The sequence below is a fragment of the Pseudomonas sp. CFBP 8772 genome (genome assembly GCF_014841665.1).
Lineage (GTDB): Bacteria > Pseudomonadota > Gammaproteobacteria > Pseudomonadales > Pseudomonadaceae > Aquipseudomonas > Aquipseudomonas graminis_B.
Map to the genome: position 1 here is coordinate 1 of NZ_JACYUI010000019.1, position 19,107 is coordinate 19,107.

At 59.0% G+C, this 19,107-nt stretch carries 15 protein-coding genes and 2 rRNA genes; 4 read left to right on the forward strand and 13 right to left on the reverse strand.

The genetic code is table 11. The annotated features are described in order from the left end of the window. Positions 1 to 134: 134 nt before the first annotated feature. Together rrf (IFT99_RS24765) and rrf (IFT99_RS24770) are read left to right on the forward strand one after the other, a co-directional pair. A 5S ribosomal RNA gene (rrf, locus tag IFT99_RS24765) occupies positions 135 to 250 on the forward strand. A gap of 107 nt (positions 251 to 357) precedes the next feature. Further along, positions 358 to 473: ribosomal RNA gene (rrf, locus tag IFT99_RS24770) — 5S ribosomal RNA — on the forward strand. Positions 474 to 556: 83 nt separating this feature from the next. Here the strand turns inward: rrf (IFT99_RS24770) and IFT99_RS24775 are convergent. From IFT99_RS24775 to IFT99_RS24825, 11 genes are all read right to left on the reverse strand, one after another. Beyond that, positions 557 to 1,060, reverse strand: a complete 504-nt coding sequence (locus IFT99_RS24775; protein ID WP_065990900.1) for an SRPBCC family protein — start codon at positions 1,058 to 1,060, stop codon at positions 557 to 559. 41 nt (positions 1,061 to 1,101) lie between these two features. Further along, the gene (locus IFT99_RS24780) at positions 1,102 to 4,554 is read right to left on the reverse strand and encodes a non-ribosomal peptide synthetase (RefSeq protein WP_192135826.1); all 3,453 of its coding nucleotides are present in this window, start codon (positions 4,552 to 4,554) and stop codon (positions 1,102 to 1,104) included. Further along, on the reverse strand, positions 4,551 to 5,495 hold the full coding sequence (locus IFT99_RS24785; protein ID WP_065990907.1) for a diiron oxygenase: 945 nt from the start codon (positions 5,493 to 5,495) through the stop codon (positions 4,551 to 4,553). The genes IFT99_RS24780 and IFT99_RS24785 overlap by 4 nt, the downstream gene beginning before the upstream one ends. A gap of 49 nt (positions 5,496 to 5,544) precedes the next feature. Further along, positions 5,545 to 6,324 (reverse strand): DUF3050 domain-containing protein, encoded by a 780-nt coding sequence (locus IFT99_RS24790; protein WP_065990908.1) that lies wholly within the window; start codon positions 6,322 to 6,324, stop codon positions 5,545 to 5,547. A gap of 742 nt (positions 6,325 to 7,066) precedes the next feature. Further along, entirely contained in the window at positions 7,067 to 7,795 is a 729-nt protein-coding gene (locus tag IFT99_RS24795; protein ID WP_197986119.1) for a thioesterase II family protein, read from the reverse strand. Between the two features lie 178 nt (positions 7,796 to 7,973). Next, entirely contained in the window at positions 7,974 to 8,717 is a 744-nt protein-coding gene (locus IFT99_RS24800; protein ID WP_065990912.1) for a GntR family transcriptional regulator, read from the reverse strand. 226 nt (positions 8,718 to 8,943) lie between these two features. Continuing rightward, a complete protein-coding gene (locus tag IFT99_RS24805) occupies positions 8,944 to 9,948 on the reverse strand; it encodes an aldo/keto reductase (protein ID WP_192135830.1) in 1,005 nt (334 codons plus the stop codon). A 172-nt stretch (positions 9,949 to 10,120) separates the two neighbouring features. Further along, positions 10,121 to 11,305 (reverse strand): MFS transporter, encoded by a 1,185-nt coding sequence (locus IFT99_RS24810; RefSeq protein WP_192135832.1) that lies wholly within the window; start codon positions 11,303 to 11,305, stop codon positions 10,121 to 10,123. Between the two features lie 139 nt (positions 11,306 to 11,444). Further along, complete coding sequence (locus tag IFT99_RS24815) at positions 11,445 to 12,266, reverse strand: ABC transporter substrate-binding protein (protein ID WP_192135834.1); 822 nt, start codon at positions 12,264 to 12,266, stop codon at positions 11,445 to 11,447. Positions 12,267 to 12,288: 22 nt separating this feature from the next. Further along, positions 12,289 to 13,053: an amino acid ABC transporter ATP-binding protein gene (locus IFT99_RS24820; RefSeq protein ID WP_065990920.1), complete on the reverse strand. Its 765-nt coding sequence runs from the start codon at positions 13,051 to 13,053 to the stop codon at positions 12,289 to 12,291. A gap of 21 nt (positions 13,054 to 13,074) precedes the next feature. Continuing rightward, on the reverse strand, positions 13,075 to 13,953 hold the full coding sequence (locus tag IFT99_RS24825) for an amino acid ABC transporter permease (RefSeq protein WP_192135836.1): 879 nt from the start codon (positions 13,951 to 13,953) through the stop codon (positions 13,075 to 13,077). 304 nt (positions 13,954 to 14,257) lie between these two features. Here IFT99_RS24825 and IFT99_RS24830 point away from each other — a divergent pair, with 304 nt between their 5' ends. Beyond that, entirely contained in the window at positions 14,258 to 15,223 is a 966-nt protein-coding gene (locus IFT99_RS24830; protein WP_192135838.1) for a LysR family transcriptional regulator, read from the forward strand. A gap of 164 nt (positions 15,224 to 15,387) precedes the next feature. On the opposite strand, the gene IFT99_RS24835 is transcribed toward IFT99_RS24830, so the two are convergent. Then, positions 15,388 to 16,080: an HAD-IA family hydrolase gene (locus tag IFT99_RS24835; protein ID WP_192135840.1), complete on the reverse strand. Its 693-nt coding sequence runs from the start codon at positions 16,078 to 16,080 to the stop codon at positions 15,388 to 15,390. Positions 16,081 to 16,295: 215 nt separating this feature from the next. Here IFT99_RS24835 and IFT99_RS24840 point away from each other — a divergent pair, with 215 nt between their 5' ends. Beyond that, positions 16,296 to 17,783: a YdgA family protein gene (locus IFT99_RS24840; RefSeq protein ID WP_065990930.1), complete on the forward strand. Its 1,488-nt coding sequence runs from the start codon at positions 16,296 to 16,298 to the stop codon at positions 17,781 to 17,783. A 51-nt stretch (positions 17,784 to 17,834) separates the two neighbouring features. Here IFT99_RS24840 and IFT99_RS24845 read toward each other — a convergent pair whose 3' ends face one another. Beyond that, positions 17,835 to 18,965: a mechanosensitive ion channel family protein gene (locus tag IFT99_RS24845; protein WP_065990932.1), complete on the reverse strand. Its 1,131-nt coding sequence runs from the start codon at positions 18,963 to 18,965 to the stop codon at positions 17,835 to 17,837. Positions 18,966 to 19,107 lie beyond the last annotated feature (142 nt).

Genomic DNA, 19,107 nt, shown 5'->3' on the forward strand with positions numbered 1-19,107 from the left:
CAATCTGCACAGAGACAGCAGATTGCGGTGTGTGAAGACGCATGAAGACGAAAGTTTGCGAACACACAAGCGGTACCTCGATCACATACCCGATTTGCTGAAGCGTTCTCAGGAACGAGTCAGTACCCGAATTTCTTGACGACCATAGAGCGTTGGAACCACCTGATCCCATCCCGAACTCAGCAGTGAAACGATGCATCGCCGATGGTAGTGTGGGGTTTCCCCATGTGAGAGTAGGTCATCGTCAAGATTAAATTCCAGAACCCCATTTGCGAAAGCAGATGGGGTTTTGTTTTAAGTGAAGGTCATACATTTCCGCTGGAACGTTACGTCAGTAACGGGTCGGCTACAGAATTTCTTGACGACCATAGAGTGCTGGAACCACCTGATCCCATCCCGAACTCAGCAGTGAAACGGTGCATCGCCGATGGTAGTGTGGGGTTTCCCCATGTGAGAGTAGGTCATCGTCAAGATTGAATTCCGAAACCCCAGTCTGCTTACGGAGACTGGGGTTTTGTCGTTTAGGCCACCGGCACTGAAGCTCCGCAGGCTTTTGCTATGAGGGCATCACGGCTCTCGGCACGTTCTTCATCGCACCATCAGCAAAGCCCTGCAAAAACTCTCTGAAGCCCTCAACGCTCGTCGAGCCGTTGTCCACAGGCTCGGCAATGATCGCCCAAGTAGCAACGCAGCTGACGCTGTCCTTGGGGACAACCGTCATTGAGGCCCAGAGCTTGCTGACGCCTAGGTTGTTGTAGATGGTTGTCCATGTCATAGCCATCGCGTTATCGTCGTACGAATTGAGTTGTTCGATAACCACCAGACCACCTTCCTTGAATTTCTTGTAACGGACTGAGCCAGGACCGTTACCAATCACTTCGATGCTCGCAAGCTCCGGAATGAATTGAGTGAAACCACCGAAATCGCCCACGACCTTCCAGACCTCACGCGCCGGTGCATTTATCGAGATAGCAGACACCACCGGTTCCCCGCCAGGATTGGTAATCAGCGTATCGGGCGACAGGGAGCCAAGGGTGTTGAGCGGCTGAATAGCGTTCATGTTGTTCTCCATAACTAAAGGGGATGTTGCGTTGGGGTGTATCAGATGAAAGCAATCTCTTTCAGGTAATCGCAGCCCTTGCGAAGCAGCGCTGGGGTTTTTGAGGGGTAGCATTCGCCCATCCGCTGAACACCCGCATGGGCGTTCTGATACGCGATCATTGATATGTCTCCGATGTCTTCCTCCAACCCGTCGAGATAAAAACCGAGCACGCCGAATAAAGCGTTCTCGCTGTTCACCCGTTTCAACTGGGTTTGCCATTCACTGACGCTGACCATTTCGAAATCACTGCCCGCTTCACGGAACGCGCTGACGTAATTGCTCCAGCTCAATGGCTCCGGGTTATGGAGGTTAAAGACTGCATGGGATGGCTGGTAACGACTGGCGTGGAAGGCGATGAATCGGGCGAGGAAGTCGACAGGCATCAAATCGAAGGTCATGGAGAAGTCCGGGACCTGGCCCAGTTGCATCGAACCCTTGAGCATCAGCATCAAGCGGTTTTTGTGCGGCTGGCAGACCCCCGTCGTGCTGTTGAACGCGATATTGCCGGGCCGGTAGATGTTTACCCACGCGCCTCGCTCCCTGGCTTGCTGCAGGATGCGCTCGGCGACCCACTTGGAAAGGTTGTAGCCGTTCTTGATGTAGATGGGCGGTGTCTCGGCAGCAGGCGCTTCGAGGACGCGACCGTCAGCCCCGACGGCGCTTGAGGCAGACAGCGTCGATACGAAGTTGAACACCTTCTTGCTGCGCCCTTCGCACAGCTTCAGGCATTCGAAGATGGGCTCGACGTTATCTTTGGCCAGGGTCTCGTAATCCTGGACGTGGTTGACGTTAGCGGCGTTATGCACCAGCGCGCCAAACTCGCGATCAAGCCGCTCGTACACCTCGTTGCTCAATCCAAGCTGTGGCCGTGTGACGTCGGCGGCATAGACCCGTACTCGCGCCAGATCCAGATGCTCAAGACGGTTTTCGCGCAGTGCCTGAATAAAGCGATCCTGCGCGGTCATCCCTGCGTTTTCACGCACCAGACAGGCAACCTCGGTTGCGCCCCACGCCAACAGCGCTTCGACGATGTGAACACCGAGAAATCCGTTGGCGCCGGTGACGATGACTTTGTGCACGTCGCCCATGCGCTCCACGGGCAGTACGGGCAGCTCGAAGGGCGCCGAACCATCCAGGAACGCTTGCGGGCTGACGGTCCATGATGTGGTGCCGTCGCTGTCGAGCAGTGACGCCAGATTGGTCAGCGTTGGCGCCTCGATGAAGCGATTGATAGGGATGCTGCGGCCGAACCGTTCGCGGATACCCAGCAGCATCTGCGACAACAGAATCGAGTGGCCACCCAAATTGAAGAAGCTCTCGTCGGTCGAGATTTCGCCGGGCGGAAGTTCCAGCAGGTCCGCCCACAATGTCAGGAGCAGCCTCTCGCTTTCGCTATCGGGTAAACGACGCGGCGCTTGCTCAAGCATGTTCACGGGCAACTGCAACAGTGCCTTGCGATCAACCTTCCCGTTGCTGGCAAACGGCATGCTCGCCAACTCCGTGTAGGCGGTCGGCCGCATATAGTCGGGCAACGTAGCGGCGACATGGTCCTTGAGCAAACGCCGAGCGGCGTCCGGTTCTGCGCCGTGCGGTTGCGCGAGAAAAGCCAGGATGCGTCGCTGGTCGTCAATCACTACCGCGACTTGGCGGTACAGCTGGCTGTCGCGCAGGCAGTGCTCGATCTCCTCAGGCTCGACCCTGAATCCACGGATCTTCACTTGGTTGTCACGTCGCCCGGACAGCTCGATGCCTTCGCTCGTCCATTTGCCGATGTCCCCGGTTCGGTAAGCCCGAATACTTTGGCCATCACCCAGAGTGACATGCACATAGCGGTCATCGGTGAGCTCAGGGTTGTTGATGTAACCCAGGCACACGCCCGGACCGACGATGTAGAGCTCGCCGGGCGTCTGGTCCGCGACAGGCTGCATGTCCTCGTCGAGAATCAGGACCTGGCTGTTAGCAATCGGGCGACCCAGGTTGCGGTTGCTGCCGCCGAGTTGAAACTGGCCGGCAGTGATCAGCACGGTGGCCTCAGTGGGGCCGTACAGGTTATGGAAGTGACATTGCGCTGCCAGGCGTTCAATCACGTAGGGCTCGCAGACATCACCGCCGGTGCACAAGTGCTTGAGCTTCAGCGGTCGGTCAATCGGCAGGATGCTCAACAAGGCAGGCGGCAGAAACGCGTGGCTGAGATTCTGATCCAGCAGCTCGAACAGTTGCAGCGGATCACGACGCTGGTCATCGCTCGCCACGATCAGTTCAGCGCCGCCGAGCAGCGTCGGGAAGATGTCGATGACCGAGGAATCGAAACTCAGTGTCGAGAACTGCAGTACCCGGCTGTGCTCGGAGAGCTCGACATAGTGTGCGTACCAGGCCGTGAAGTGGCTCAGGTTGCGCTGGCTGAGCATTACGCCTTTCGGGTGTCCGGTCGTACCCGAGGTGTACAGCGCCATGCATGGCGCGTCGGTCTCTGGGCGATAGCGCATCAGCGACTGCGCCGTCGGCACGATCTCGATGCAGCTGATATCCAGCCCCGGCACAACAACGCCCGCCAGCGGGTGGCTGCCATTGTGCAGCAGCAATACGGCATGTGCGTTTTCGAGGATGTACTGCTGACGCTGCAGAGGCTGGCTGGGGTCCAATGGTAGATACACCGCCGCGTTGCCCAGAATGGCGAGGATCCCGGCGAACAGCGCCGCAGACTTCGGCATACAAATGCCAATCACCACCGGTTCAGCTGATGCGTGCGGCCGCATGGCCTGTATCTGCGACTGGATCGCGACGCTGTGTGCCCGCAGTTGGTCATAGCTGATGCGCTCGCCGTCGATACTCAGCGCAATGCGTCCGGCGAATTGGCTGAAGCTCCGGTCCAGTCGTGCGATCAGCGTCTGCTCGGCAACGCGCAGCAATTCCGGCGCCGCGGTAAAGTTGAAACAGTGCTCGAAGGCCAACCGGTCCAGTTGCAGCAGGCTTTCCTGGCGTCCACTGTGCGGCGGGTCGACGCGCTCGGCGCGTGCAAAGTACTCGGTATCGCGCGAGAACCGGCTGATCAGCATCGCAACGTTGTCCACCAGCGTCGCGACCGCCGCGTCCCGCAAGACGCGTCCGTTGCCGGAAAGCGTGGCAGCCACGGTATGGCACGCGATCAAGCGCTGAGCCGTAGCCGTCCCGAGCCAGCACACTATTTCCAGCTCCGGCAGCGCCCGCTCGCTCACCGGTGTCAGTCCTACCCGGAGGCCGAGATGAATGGCTGTCTCGAACACGCCCAATTCTGCGCCGGGCAGGTCCAGCGTGCCGTCCTCGATGAGGATCGACGCGTTCTGCGGTGCGCTCAGCTTCAGCGTTGCCTCGTCGCGCAGGTGGTGAATCAGATGCCCGTGGGCATTCAGTTCTGCACTCAGCTCACTCATTGTCTGGCTATGACCGATGAGCACAATCTCCAGGCGCTTCATTGCGAGCCTCCGACCGGTAGATAGTCGGCAAGGGCATGCTGGACGCAGGGGGAGTCGAGCATCGAGCTGGAGGTAAAGAAACGCATGATGTTGCCCACCAACGGATGGTGGCGATTGATCGGAAAGCACATCGCCTGCGTTTCTTCCCTCAGCGCCTGTTTGATCGGCTCTGCGACCGGCAAGCTGTCGATCAGCACGAAGTCGAAAGACTTCTGGATGTCATTGGTCAAATACTGAGCAATGAACACAGGCAGGATCTGCGCGATAAGCTGCTTGTCCTGCTCGGGCGCTGTGTGCCAGTAGATCCTGACGAGGCGCGACCAGAAACCGGAGTGCCGTCCTTCATCGAGCAGGTGGTCCGCCATGAGGCCTTTGACGGATTGCTTCACCGTGTCGTCTTTGGCGAACGCGGCCACGTCGTTGGTCACGGTGTTCTCGGCAATCGCCACGCAGATGAGCTCGACTGCGCTGCGCAAGTGGCCTGGCGCCAATGCCAGAGCAGCGGGGATGGCCCTGCTGAGTTCGATTTCCTGTGGCAACGGGATTGGCTGGATGCCAGTGAGTGCGATGGTTTGCTGCATGAAGTCCATCGCCACCAGTGCGTGGTAATCCTCATCGACAACCACGGTCATGGCGTCGTAGCGGCAAGCGAAGGGAAAGCGGATTGCGAAGTTGTCTTTGGCGATGCTTCGCGCGGTCTTGTCGACGATTTCAGTCTCGAAAATCACCACGTCGTTGATGAACTTGTACAGGCTCTGCACCAGCGCCAGATCGCGCAGATGGGCGCATTCACGGGTGAACGTCTCGCTGAGCACCAATGGCTGGCGGCTGAGCGGGTAGATCAGTTTTTCGTCGTTTTCGACGATGCGGCGCGGGCGTGTCCGAATCGTCGCGCGGCCTTCCCAGGCATCGACGAATGACATGTAGTCTTCGGCTTTCATGATGGCGTCCTTGTGTGGAGGGCTTCTGGGTTGCGGAGGCGGGAGGGGCTCACGCGCTGACTTCCCGCGCCGTCTCACGCAGGGTGTGTTGCAGGGCGTCCCAAAGCGCCATGCGGCTATCAACGGCGGCAATGGCAGCGGCGTACACCTCGCGCTGGTGCTGTTCATTGCCGGCGACTAGCCTGGCCAGCAATGATTCCGCCGCCGGGCCGTGGTCTTCGGAGTCCACCTCGATGTGGCGTTCCAGGTAGTAGCTAAAGGTCGGTGCCTTGTCGGCCGTGATGCCCCAGTCGTCGAGAATTCGCTGAAACATCTGCGGGATAACACTCTCGCGCCCATGCAGAAACGCGGCCGCTACGCAATGCGCCGGTGCATTCAAAGCAATGTCGAGCGTGTCGCGGACGAAGTGCGTGGCCGCTCGGCCTGCGCCGACGCTGTCGAGCGCGGTGTTGTAGTGAATGCCTTCGTGCAACAGTTCGACGAAATGCTCGATGCGGGCCGTACTGGCGCCGACTTCTCGCATGGCATCCAGATACAGTTCGAAGTGGCTGTAATGATCGTGGCGTCCCGGCCGGTCGTCGGACTCCTCACCCAACACGATTTCATTGATGAGCCGCGCTGCCTTCGGGTCTCGCGGTGGCAGCCAGGGCAGCCGGGTGCACGTCAGCTCCTGTTGCAGCCGTTTGGTGAGTGACATGAAGTCCCAGACCGCGAACACATGCACCTCCATGAAGCGCTGCAGGACGTGCAGTGAATTAATTTCGGAAAAAACAGGGTGCGCGCTAAGTGCTGATTTTTTTGCAATAAGTTGCTGTTTGAGACTGTCCATTTTTACGTCCTTGGTAGATTAAGTGTGTCAGCATTTCTTCTAATTGCCACAACGGGTGGTCGTCTTAAGTTGCCGTGCAAACAACGGATAACATGACTCCCGTTAATCTCGGGCAATAAAAGGCCGCAAACCTTATTTCGTGTGTGATCAACAATCGTGCAGGCTGGAATCGGGCATGCGCACTTGGCCTATGCCCTCGCTGCCCAACGTGTGTGGGGGAATAGCCCTTAAACGTTGGCGGCCAGAAAACGTTAGAACAGTTTCAAAGGGTTCCGCAAATACTTTTTAATATAATTAACAGCCTATATAAATCGGGCGTGAGAGATGGCAATAAAACTTCTGAGTGAAATTTTATTGGGGCGAGCGCAACCCTTCCGGCCCATTAAGGCCAGAATTGAAATGAATGAACGAATACCTCGTTCAGCGTTGCGCTTAATCGGGTTAATACAGTTTTTGAGAATTTTCGGTTTGGGCGACATTCAGGGTTTCACTTCAATGTCTCCGCCCGGGGCAATGCTCCTTTTGCCGCTCCATGAGAACTGCTTTCCCTGAATCGGCTGCAGACCGATTCGTCGTTCGAGTTTGCCTGAACACACCGGTACACCGCGTCAACGACGACCAAGTTTCACGATAGGTGCATAAGCCGCGGCCCGAGCGTGGGAGGGCCGGCTTTTAGTCGTAGGAGGCTTCAGGGGGGAGGGGGTAAGGAGTCGATGCAGAAGGAGTGGGCGGCGGTTTCCGTTCAGCCGCCCAGCAAGCCGAGGTGCGTGTTGATGATGTGCAGCAGGCGGTCGCGTTGCGAGCTGAGGAAGTCATGAGTGCCGCGCACTTCGATCAGTTCGAACTCGCGACGTGTGAACTCCCGCCACTTCATCATGCTGGCGGCTGTGGCGACCGGATCATCGCTGCCGTACAGACCGGTCAACGGAATGTCCAGGCCCTCGTCTGCGCGGTGCGACCAGATTTCAGACAGCTTCACGTCGCTGCGCACGACAGCCTCCAGCAGCTTCAGGCGTTTCTTATCCTGGTCGAACGTGTTCGGGAGCACGCCCAGCCTGATCAGCGCTTGAATGAAATCGTCCTGCGGCAGCGTGTGCAAAAACGGCCAGGGTTGTCGGCTGTCAGGGCTGCGGCAGCCGGAAATGAACAGGTGACGCGTCAGATTCGGGTAATGATGCTGCGCCAGCCTGGCCATTTCATAAGCGACACGACCGCCAAAGCTGTGGCCATAAAATGCGTGAGGTTCGCTCAGATAGGGCTGCAACGCGAGGAAGGTGTCTTGCAGCAAGGGCGCCCACTGATCGTAGGGCGTTTCCTTGAGCCGGCTGCCGTGGCCGGGCAGGCGCAGCGTTACCAGTTCGATGTGATCCCCAAGGCCTTCGGACCAGTCACGAAAATGCTCCGGATCGCCACCTACGTGAGGAAAGCAAATCAGGCGTGTTCTGACGGGTTGTCCAGAATTGACAACCATCAGCCATTTGTTCTTTTCGGCTTGCACTCAGCTTCCCCGAGCCTTGATAGAGGCGTCATAACCGTGGAGCCGGGTCCTTCGGCGCATACGCCGTCATGAACGGCGTTCGTTGATCCCTTGTGCTTATCGGCCGATTAGCCAGTGGCGAGCAAGGTCAAGGTTGAAAAAACAGCGAATGTCACTGGGTGACGGCACGTTTTCGTGAGGCCGCCGCAGGTTTTGCCTCTTCCGCCTTACGGGCGCTCAAGTAGGCATTGATGGCTTCAACACCACGATTCAAGTGGTGAGTCAGCGCCTCGACGGTGGCGTCCACATCACCGGCGCCGGCCTTTTCCAGCAATTCGTAGTGGTCGCGCTGGGACACCTTGCCCAGGTTCATTTGCTTAAGATTGAAACGCAAGAAGCGCTCTTCCTCGTTCAAGCCGTCCTCGACCAGTTTGAGCAGGCGTGTGTTGTGCGCCTTGGAATACAGCGCCATGTGGAACTGGCGGTTGAGCGTGCCCATGATGCTGTAATCGGTTTCGACCTCCAACTGTTCGATGTACCCACGCGCCATGCTGATGTCTTCATCGGTCAGCAGCGGGATCGACTGGCGCAGGGCCTCGGACTCCAGCAGGATGCGCAACGCATAGGCATCGGTAGCATCCTCGTTGATCAACGGGGCAACGACCGCACCTTTGTGGGTTTCGACACGCAGCAACGATTGAGCTTCCAGCTGACGCAGCGCCTCGCGCACGGGCATGCGGCTGACACCGAAAAGTGTCGCCAGCTCTTGCTGGCGCAGGGCGATGCCTGCCGGGAGGCGTCCTTCAAGAATGGCGCTGCGCAGTTTTTCTTCGATGACGGCACGCGCCAGATGTGCAGGCGGCTGCTCATCACCCAGGGTTTCCCGCAGAAATTGCTCTTTCTCAGTCCTGCGCATGCTTGATCTTCTTCAGCTGAACAGTTATTGGATCCAATGAAACACTAGAGACCGCTGCCGGCCTTGTCAAACTTTGCTACAAGTTTAGCGGGCTGTCTCGGCGCGGCATTCTACAAGGGATTAAGCGTAGAGGTATTGCCATCAATCGGGGATTGGGAACGGGCTGCCCGACCTCGGTGACGCAAGTCTTTGCGGCACGCGAGGCTGGCTTCACGGCCGAACGGCGTCAGATATAGCGGCCCGTCACGAAATGCTGCACGTCATTGAAACCCGGCGTGGACGCATGCCCGGGTGTGACGAGGGAGTCGATAAACGCTTCGTCTTCGGCCGTGATGTTCACGCTGAGCGCCTTGGTGTAGCTGTCCCATTGGTCCTCGGTACGTGGCCCGACAATGGCAGAGGTCACAGCCTGATTGTTCAGCACCCAGGCAATGGCGAATTCCACCAGCCCTACGCCTTTGGCCTGGGTGTACACCTGCAGTTTCTGGGCGATGTGCAAGGACTCGGTGCGCCATTCGGTTTCCAGGATGCGCTTGTCCTGACGGCCGGCGCGGGTGCTGCTGTCTGGCGTTACATCAGGGGCGTACTTGCCACTCAACACGCCGCGTGCCAGCGGGCTGTAGGGCACGACGCCCAAACCATAGAACTTCGCCGCAGTGATCTGCTCCAGCTCGGCCTGACGGTTGACGATGTTATACAGCGGCTGGCTGATTACCGGTGTGTCGACGCCCAGACGCTGAGCCACATTCACCACCTCCGCGATACGCCAGCCGCGGAAGTTCGACACGCCCCAGTACCGGATCTTGCCCTGGCGAATCAGATCGCCAATGGCCGACACGGTCACTTCGAGTGGCGTGTTGTGGTCTTCCTTGTGCAGGTAATGGATATCGATGTAATCGGTGTCGAGACGACGCAGGCTGGATTCGATTTCATTGAAGATGTGCTTGCGATTCAGGCCGCTGGCGTTCGGTGCAGTATTGCCCGAGCTGCTGCCGACCTTGGTGGCGAGGACCCACTCGCTGCGCCGCTTGGCAATGGCTTCGCCGACGATCTCCTCAGACCGGCCGGCGTTGTAGACGTTGGCCGTGTCGATGAAGTTGACGCCTTCATCCCAGGCCTTGTCGATGATGCGCAGGGATTCTTCGGTGCCGGTCTGCACGCCGAACATCATGGAGCCCAGTGTCAGCGTTGAAACCTGGAGGCCGGATTGGCCAAGGGTGCGGTATTTCATTGCTCGATATCCTTTTCGTCAGGGAAGTGGAAATCAGGACAGTCTGGAACAGGCTTGCAAGGGGTCTCGTAAAGACCGATCAGACCGAAAGCTCTAGGCCGGACATACTCACCTGTTTGGGCGGGTTTTGAAAAGTGACAAATTGACGAGCCGCAGGTGGCCGAGCACGGCGTCAGAGGGAGAGGTCAGCGTGAGTGAGCTTCCCGTGGCGCCCGGCCAGGAAGCACAGTGTGCCGCCCATGGCGGTCAGGCACGCCAGGACATAAAACATGGTCGGCGCGGGGCTGTTGATCAATAAGTAGCCGCAGATCACCGGGCTCAACGCTCCGCCGAAGGCCGCCAGATTCTGCGCCCCCAAGTAACTGCCGCGAAGGTGATCCGGTGCGATGGTGTCGACGAACAGGTATTCGGCGGGATAGATGATCATCTCGCCCAACGTAAAAACGAACATTGCGGCGCACCAGGCCAGGGTTGTTTCGGCAAAGCTGAAGCCGACAAGGCCGATCGCAAACAATGCGGTGCCAAGGCAAATCCAGTACGGCAACTGCTCGCGTTTGAGAAAGCGGCCGATCTGGTACTGCATCAAAATGACCGTTAACGCGTTGCACGCCAATACGGCCGACAGGATTTTCAGCGCCTGTTCCGCCGTGTGCGTGACCAGCAGAAACTGCGACAGGTACAACGTATACCGGCCATGCACGATGGTGCTGAGCAAGCTGCCGCCCGTGAACAGAATCAGCGTGCGGTCGTTTTTCAGCGTGACCAGGGTGTCGAGAAAGCTGCGCGGTGGGTGCTCGGTATCCGGGACTGTGCGCGGTATGCCCAGCATCAGGAAAAGACTGCAGAACGCGATCGCACTGGCGATGAAAAACGGCGCCAGTGGCAGGTGCCCGGCAATGACCACGCCGAGCATCGGGCCGGTGGCGTAGCCAATGTTGGTGAGGGTATAGCGCAGCGAGAAAACCCTCGCACGCTGCCCGATGGGCAGGTTTTCGCTGATGATTGCTTTGGAGCCGATCAGGAACAGCGCCGAGGCCGTCTCAGTGATCACCAGCGTGAGGGTCGTCAGGTAGACGTTGTGGGCGAAGGTCAGCAGGGCGAAGCCGACGGCACTGGACAGCATCGCCAGGATCAGCAACTTGCGCTTTTCCAGCCGATCGATGATGTAGCCACCGTACAGGCCCAGCAGCGTGGCGATGAACACCGCGATGCCCATCAGCAACCCGACGTCTTGCTGATTGAGCCCCAGCCTTGTGCTCAGGAACAGCGTCAGCAGCGGGCTGGTCATCGCCCGGCTCATGACGATGGTCAACGAGCAGACCATCAAGCGGCGGATGACGAGGGAGTAGGTGGTCACTGTTGTTTTTCCGTCCTTGTTCAAGCCTCGGAGCAGACCCATTGTGGGAGCGACCGGGGTGGTGCTCCCACAAACGCTGCCCGACAGCGCCGCATTCTAGACGACGAGTCATCCCTGACGGGGCTGGCTTGATCGCCTGTTACTTACCCTGATTCATCCCGACCTTGGTCACCGCGCCCTGTTCCAGCTCCCATTTTTTCAAAATCTTGCCATAGGTGCCGTCGTCGACCATGGCCTGCATCGCTTCAGCGATGGCCGCCGCCAGTTCAGGGTTGGACTTGCTGACGCCCAGGCCGGTGAACTGTTTCGAGATCGCCAGACCGAGCGGCTTGTACGTGTCCTTCTCCTGGGACATCAGGTATGGAATGGTTTCGCTGCCTTGCATCGCCGCGTCGAGCCGGCCCTGACGCAGTTGCGCGCGAGCATCGGCCGAGCCTTCCGAGCCACTGACGATGATCGCCGGCTTGCCTTTCGCTTCGCAGTTTTCCTTGCTCCACCCCGCGATTTCCGCAGGCCAGGTGGTGCGGCGGCTGGTGCCGACTTTCTTGCCGCACAGATCGGCGGGCTCATTCAGATCAGCGTTTTTGGTCAGCGTGTACAGCTGCGGCCCGCTGGCGAAATAGTCGATGAATGTCACCGACTTCTGCCGCTCGGCTGTGTCGGTCATGCCCGACAGAATGATATCGAAGCGCCTGGTGACCAAGCCGCTGACCATCTGCTCGAAAGCGGTCTCCTGCCATTTGATCTTGACGCCAAGGCGCTCGGCCAGGGCGTTGCCGAGATCCACGTCCAAGCCGGTCAGCGTGTTGGTGCTGGTGTCTTTGAAATCCATCGGCGGGTAATTCGGCACGATGGCGGCGGTGATTTCGCCCTTTTCCTTGAGGCTGGCGGGCAGCGCGGCGAACACTGACGCGGACGCCATCAGGCCGGCGAGCAAACTGGGGATGAGGATCTTTTTCATGGTCGTTCTCGTTTGTTCTGGTTTAAGTGCGAACGGCAGAAATGAAGCTTTGGGTTCTTGGATTTTGTGGGCTTATTAGAATGTCTTCCGGGGTGCCGGCCTCCACAATCTGGCCGCCGTCCATGAACACCATCCGGTTGGAAACTTCGCGGGCAAAGCCGAGTTCGTGTGTCACGACGATCATGGTCATGCCGCTGTGCGCCAGGTCACGCATGACCGACAACACTTCGCCCACCAACTCCGGATCGAGGGCGGAAGTGGGTTCGTCGAACAGCATCAGCTTGGGCCGCATCGCCAATGCGCGCGCGATCGCGACACGCTGTTGCTGGCCGCCGGAGAGCTCCACGGGATAGGAATGGCGCTTGTCCGCCAGCCCGACGCGGGCCAGTAGCTCGGTGGCTTCTTCATTGGCCTCTTTGGGCGAGCGCTTGAGCACCTGGATCGGGCCTTCGATCACGTTCTGCAACGCGGTCATGTGCGGGAAGAGGTTGAAGCGCTGAAACACCATGCCGGTGCTCAAACGCTGACGGGCGATCTGAGCGTCCGTCAGTTCGTGCAGTTTATTGCCGACGATGCGGTAGCCCACCAGTTCGCCATCGACCCACAAACCGCCCTTGTCGATTTTTTCGAGCTGATTGACGCACCGCAGCAGGGTGCTCTTGCCCGAGCCCGAGGGCCCGATGATGCACAGGACTTCGCCTTGTTCGACTTCAATGCTGACGTCTTTGAGGGCGTGGAACTGGTCGTAGTATTTGTTCAGGCCGACGGCTTTGACGATGTTTCTCATGCTGATTCTCCTGGGCCTGACTTACGAACGCTTGCCGGCGCCGCGGGCGAAGCGCAGCTCCAGCCGGCTTTGACCGAACGACAGGACAGTCACCACCGCCAGGTACCAGATCCCCGCGACAATCAGCAGCTCCATGACCCGGGCGTTGGCGTAGTAGATGTTCTGCGCGTTGTGCAGCAATTCGGAATACTGGATGACGCTGGCAAGGCTGGTCATCTTCACCATGCTGATGAATTCGTTGCCAACCGGCGGGATGATCACGCGCATCGCCTGGGGCAGGATCACCCGACGCAATGCCTGCAGGCGCGGCATGCCGATGGATTTGGCGGCTTCGTACTGACCGGTGTCTACGGACAGCAAGCCTGCGCGCACGACCTCGGCGGTGTACGCGCCCTGATTGATGCTCAGGCCCAGTAGCGCGGCAACGAAAGGTGTCATCAGGCTGACCGTATCGATCTCGAACACACCGGGAATGCCGATGACCGGGAAGATGAGCGCCAGGTTAAACCACAGCAGCAACTGCAAGATCAGCGGCGTGCCACGAAACAGCCAGGTGTAGGTGATCGCGACGTAACGCAAAATCGGGTTCGCCGACATGCGCATGATGGCCGTGATCACGCCGATCACCACCCCGAGGGCCATCGCCAGAATCGACATGATGATCGTGTTCAGCAGACCCCAAAGAATGGCCTCGGACGTGAGGAACTGGCCGATATAACCCCACTCGATCTGCCCGTTGGCAAACGCACGGGCCAGGCCGGCGAGGGCAACGATGATGAGGGTCGCGAAGAAAATGCGCCCGTAATAGCGGCGTGGGACGTGTTCGTACTGGGTGATGTCGAACGCGTTTTCGGTCTTCCTGCGCTCGGCTTGCAGCTGCTCCGCCTGATTCTGATTCATGTGTCTCTCCGAAGCTGTGTGCAGACCGCGCCTGCCTGATCTGGGCAACCCTACCCAGCCTCCCCGCCCCGACGTAGGCCCGCCGCTGCAGCATGGAATCGTCCTGGATAGAGGGCAGTTACTAATTGAAAGTCCTGATCAAAGTGTCAGGTTATTTAATGTTGGATCCGCTTTCTGCCTATGTTGCAGAGTACCGCGTGCGCGGTTGCCAATCGGGTTTTTCTGTGTTCATTATTATCAACCGGGCACGTTTTTGTTGTGAGTCAGAGCCTGTTGAATCCAATAGGCGAGGTCAATAAGCATTATGGAAACTCCACTTTCCAATTCTGGAAACGTGCCGCCTAAACCGGGAATACGCCCGCCTCTTACTCTCAGCGGAATGGACTTCAAGCTGTTGCGGGTGTTTCAGGCCGTGGTCGAGGCGGGTGGCTTCAGCGCCGCCCAGAATGAGCTGAATGTGGGCCTTGCAGCCATCAGCAAGCAGATTTCGGACCTTGAAATCCGCATCGGCATGCGCCTCTGTACACGAGGCCGGGAAGGGTTTCATCTCACTGAAGAGGGCAAGCTGGTCTATCAGGCGGCGATCGAATTGTTCGCGTCTGTGGACAGTTTTCGCGACCGGATTAGTTCTGCGCAGAATGAGTTGATTGGCGATTTGAGTATCGGCGTAATTGATAACACCCTGACCGATAAAAGTTCGCCGCTCATTGCCGCACTTAGACTAATGCGCGATGAAGCGCCCAAAGTCAGACTGCGCCTGCAAGCGTCTCAACTGGATGAAGTCGAGCGTGCCATGGTCGAAGGACGGGTGAGTCTTGGCATCGTGCCGGTGTATCAGCGGCGCGAAGAGTTTGATTATTTCCAGTTGTACGAAGAGACCTCCCACGCGTATTGCGCAGTGGGGCATCCGCTGTTCGAGGCGGACGACGGTGCCCTGAGCATCGACAGCCTGCGCGCATTCGACATCGTGAATCACCGCTATGCGATCCATCGCGACAAGGCGAGCTTCGTCAATTCCGACAGCCAGTGCGCCTCCGCCTCCCAAGTCGAAGCCGTCGCCATGATGATCCTGACCGGGCGCTTCATCGGCTTTCTTCCCGAACACTATGCGCGCAATATGATCCGCGACGGTCAGCTGCGCGCCCTGCGCCGCGACCTGATCTTTCTACAAACGCCCGTCAACCTCATCCTGAGGCACAACGCCCCCCGGAGCCCGCTGGTCAAGGCGTTCGCTCGGGCGTTGGGGGTGGATTTAAGGGTTGGGGTGTAGCGTAAATGTCACGCAATTGCCGCGAACGTAAGCCCGGTGGCGCGCAGCAAACACCGTCCCTGTGGGAGTGAGCTTGCTCGCGAAGGCGCCCTTTCGAACGCCTGCGACCTAGCGGATGTGCCGGCCTCATCGCGAGCAAGCGCGGTCCTGCGCCTACAGCGTGATCAGCGGGCAAAGCCCGGCAAACCCCAATCTTCCAGCGGAAACTCGGTCAGCGAGCCCAGTATCAGGTCGGCGTGCGCATATTGCTCGACCGGCATGTGCGAGTCAGGCACCGCCACGGCATACATCCCTGCGGTCTTGGCAGCGGTGACGCCGAAAGGCGAGTCTTCAAACACCAGACAATCCTTCGGGTCCACGCCCAGGTGGCGCGCCGCAGCCAGGAAGATATCCGGCGCAGGCTTGGCCGCGGTGACCTCGGCGTGATCTGCCGTCACCACGTCTTTAAACAGCTCAAACCAGGCGCGGTGATTGTTCGTTTTCACGTGGAAGTAGTGAAGGGAAGAACTGGTGCCCACCGCGATGGGGATGTTGTGCTCGGCAAGGTGACGCACCAGTGCCTCGGCGCCACGCATCGGCACGGCGTGCGGGAAGCGCTCGTCCAGCATCGGCTGGCGAACGGTCAGGAACTCCTCGGGAGACATCGGCAGCTCAAGCGCGCTGATCACGTACTCGGCGAAATCCTGGGAGCCGCGGCCAATGGAGTGCTGTTTCACCGCCCAGTCGAACGTCCTGCCGTGCCACTTGGCGATGGTGTCGGTCACTTCGGTGTAGATGCCTTCGGTGTCCAGCAGCAGGCCGTCCATGTCGAAAATCACCGCCTTGACCGGACCCTTGGGCTTTTGCACGTCGCTCATCTCATCGATTCCCTTAGCAAATTGGCGTCCAGCCTAACGCCTCGGCGAACGTCGTGGCTAGGCGCAACGGCTGCAAAACGTCCTCGCCAAGTGCTAATCTCGCCGGGCTCTCGGCAGCGCAAGGTGCTGCACGGCCGCTCTGTGTGGCGCCGAAACCCTCCGGGGTCAAGGAAGGCAAGACCTCTCTTCAAGAACGGACATCTTCGAGTCGACACATGAAAAAATCAGTCAACATCGCCGTAGGCGTCATTGTGGTTGCGGGCGTCCTCGTTACCGCTGGCGCCTGGTACACCGGAAAACGGCTGGAGGGCGCGCTCAACGACGCCATCCAGCAAGGCAATCAGCAGCTTCAAGCCGCGTTCGTCGGGCATGAAGGCAAGGCGAGTGTTGAGCTCCTTTCCCTTGACCGTCACTTCTTCACCAGCACCGCGCACTACAAGCTGAATATCCAGGACCCCCAATTCAATGAGGGCAAGCCGGTCGAGCTGCTGTTTGTCGACAACATCGAGCACGGGCCATTGCCGTGGAGCCGCGTGAAATCGCTGCAACTGCTGCCGGTAATGGCCGCCAGCAACGTGCAGATTGAGAAGAACGCTTTCTCCGAGAAATGGTTTGCCATGACCAACGGCCAGCCGCCGCTGACCGGCCACTTCAGCATGGGCTACGACCGCGCCGCATTGGGCCGGGTGGACTTGCTGCCGTTTGAATTCACCGATCAGACCGGCGCGTTCAAGTTTTCCGGTTTCACCGTGAATGCCTCCGGCTCGGGCGATGGCCAGAAGCTTGAGGCCAACGGTGTGCTGGGCAGCGTCGACGTCACCGCCACCTCCGAAGAAGGCCCGGTGCATCTGACGCTCAAGGATTTCACCTTCAACACCGGTGGCACAAAAGGCAAATCGGGTTTCTACCTGGGCCACACCGACGCGAAAATCGCCTCGGCCACGTTCCAGGCGGCAGGCCAGCCGGCCATTCATTTCAAGGACTTCGTCAACACCAGCCTGTTGCAGGAAGTGGAAGGCAACCTGAATGCGCAGGTGACCTACGACATCGGCAACGTCAGCTTCAATGGCAATGACGTTGGCGCCATGCAGATGCTCTGGAAGTTCGGCAATTTCGACATCGCCTCAACCCAGGCACTGATGAAGATCTATCAGGAGAAAGTGCAGCCTCAAGCCCAGGCCGCCGCGGCGGTGGGTGAAACCTACACGCCACATTTGAGCCCGGCTGATCAGGCCTTGGTGCAGGCTGAAGTCAGCAAGTTGCTGAGTGCCAAGCCGCATATCGAGCTGGAAAAGCTTTCACTGAAAACAGCCAGCGGCGAGAGCCAGTTCAGCCTGTCGATGGACTTGGCCAATCCTTCGGCACTCGATCAGCCAGGCGCGGAATTGCTCAAGCAGCTGCTGACCCAGCTGGACGCCAAGCTGGTGCTCTCCAAGCCGATGATCAAGGATCTGGCCGCACTGCGCGCCAAGTCTGCCGGTCTGACCGACCCCGCCGCCATCGCGCAGCAGGCGCAGGGCGCAGCGGATTCGGTGGGCGGCATGGCGGTCATGTTGCAAATGGGCAAGGTCGATGGCGACAACATCGTGTCCAGCCTGCACTACGCCAACGACGTGGTGGACTTCAACGGCGTGAAGATGCCGGCGCAACAGTTTGCCGCAATGATGATGGGCAAGTTTGTGATGTTCAGCGGCGGTCAATAAGTCTTGCCTGGCCACCGCTGAGGTGGCCGGTCAGCTTGCTTTGACCTGTCTTCAGACTGGCGGCTGACGCGCGATTTCCGTGGGCGCTTCGTGGCCTTCGCGCTCCGGCTGAACAGTGCGCGACGACATCTCCGCACGCAGCTGAGGCAGGCACTGCGGGTATTGCCGTGCGACGAAACTGATCAGCCGCTCGCGCATGTGGCATCTCGCATCCCAACTGCGCGATGAATCCGCCGAACTCAACAACACCCGCAACTGCATCGCTTTGTCGGTGGTGTCCGTGACCTGCAATACGCAGACGCGGCCATCCCAGAGGTGCGGAATTTCCTTGCAGATGCGCTCCGCTTCTTCGCGCAGCTCCTCCAGTGGCAACGCGTAATCCACCCACAGAAACACCGAGCCAATCAGGCTCGACGTGCTGCGCGTCCAGTTCTGGAAGGGCTTCTCGATGAAGTACTGCAACGGAATCACCATTCGCCGCTCATCCCAGATCTTCAGCACCACGTACGTGCCGCTAATCTCTTCAATGCGACCCCACTCGCCCTCAACGATCACCACGTCATCCAGGCGAATCGGCTGGGATATCGCGATTTGCAAACCCGCGATCAAGTTACCCAGCACCGGCTTGGCGGCGAAACCGGCGGCCAATCCCGCAAGCCCTGCCGACGCCAGCAGACTGGTGCCGATCTGACGCACCGGCGGGAAGCTCATCAGAATCAGCCCGGTACCGAACAACAACACCAGCACATTCAGGCAGCGCACCAGCACCCGCACTTGCGTCTGAATCCGGCGGGCTTGCAGGTTGTCCTCAATGTCCAGCGGGTTTCGGATCGCGACCGCTTCGCCAATGGCTTTCACGCAACTCAACGCCAGCCAGGTGAACCCGGCCACCACCAGCATGCCGTTGAGATGCCGAACACCCTTGATCAACATCAGATCATCAGGCGCAGACGTCCAGACGGTTTGCAGGGCCAGCAGCGGGATCAGCCACAAGGTCGGCGGTTCGGCGCGGTGAATGAGTTGCTGGGCGAAGACGAACGACTTGGCGACGCGACGGAGCAACACCAATGCGATCCAGCGTCCCAACAGTGCGATGCAAATCGCGAAGGCGGCGGCCACCAAGGTGTTGAGCCAGGGCAACGGCAGTGCGTTCAGCCAGGCTTCCGGGAGTACGTGTTCCATAGAGGGGGTCACCAACAGGACGGTTCAAAGGCAAGAGGTGTGAGCTCCCTCAACGCTCAATGTTCCCCGATCCACCCGCCGCCGTAGAAATCGTGACGGGCTGCAATCAGCGAGCCAGAGCATCCGACACGTTTACTACATG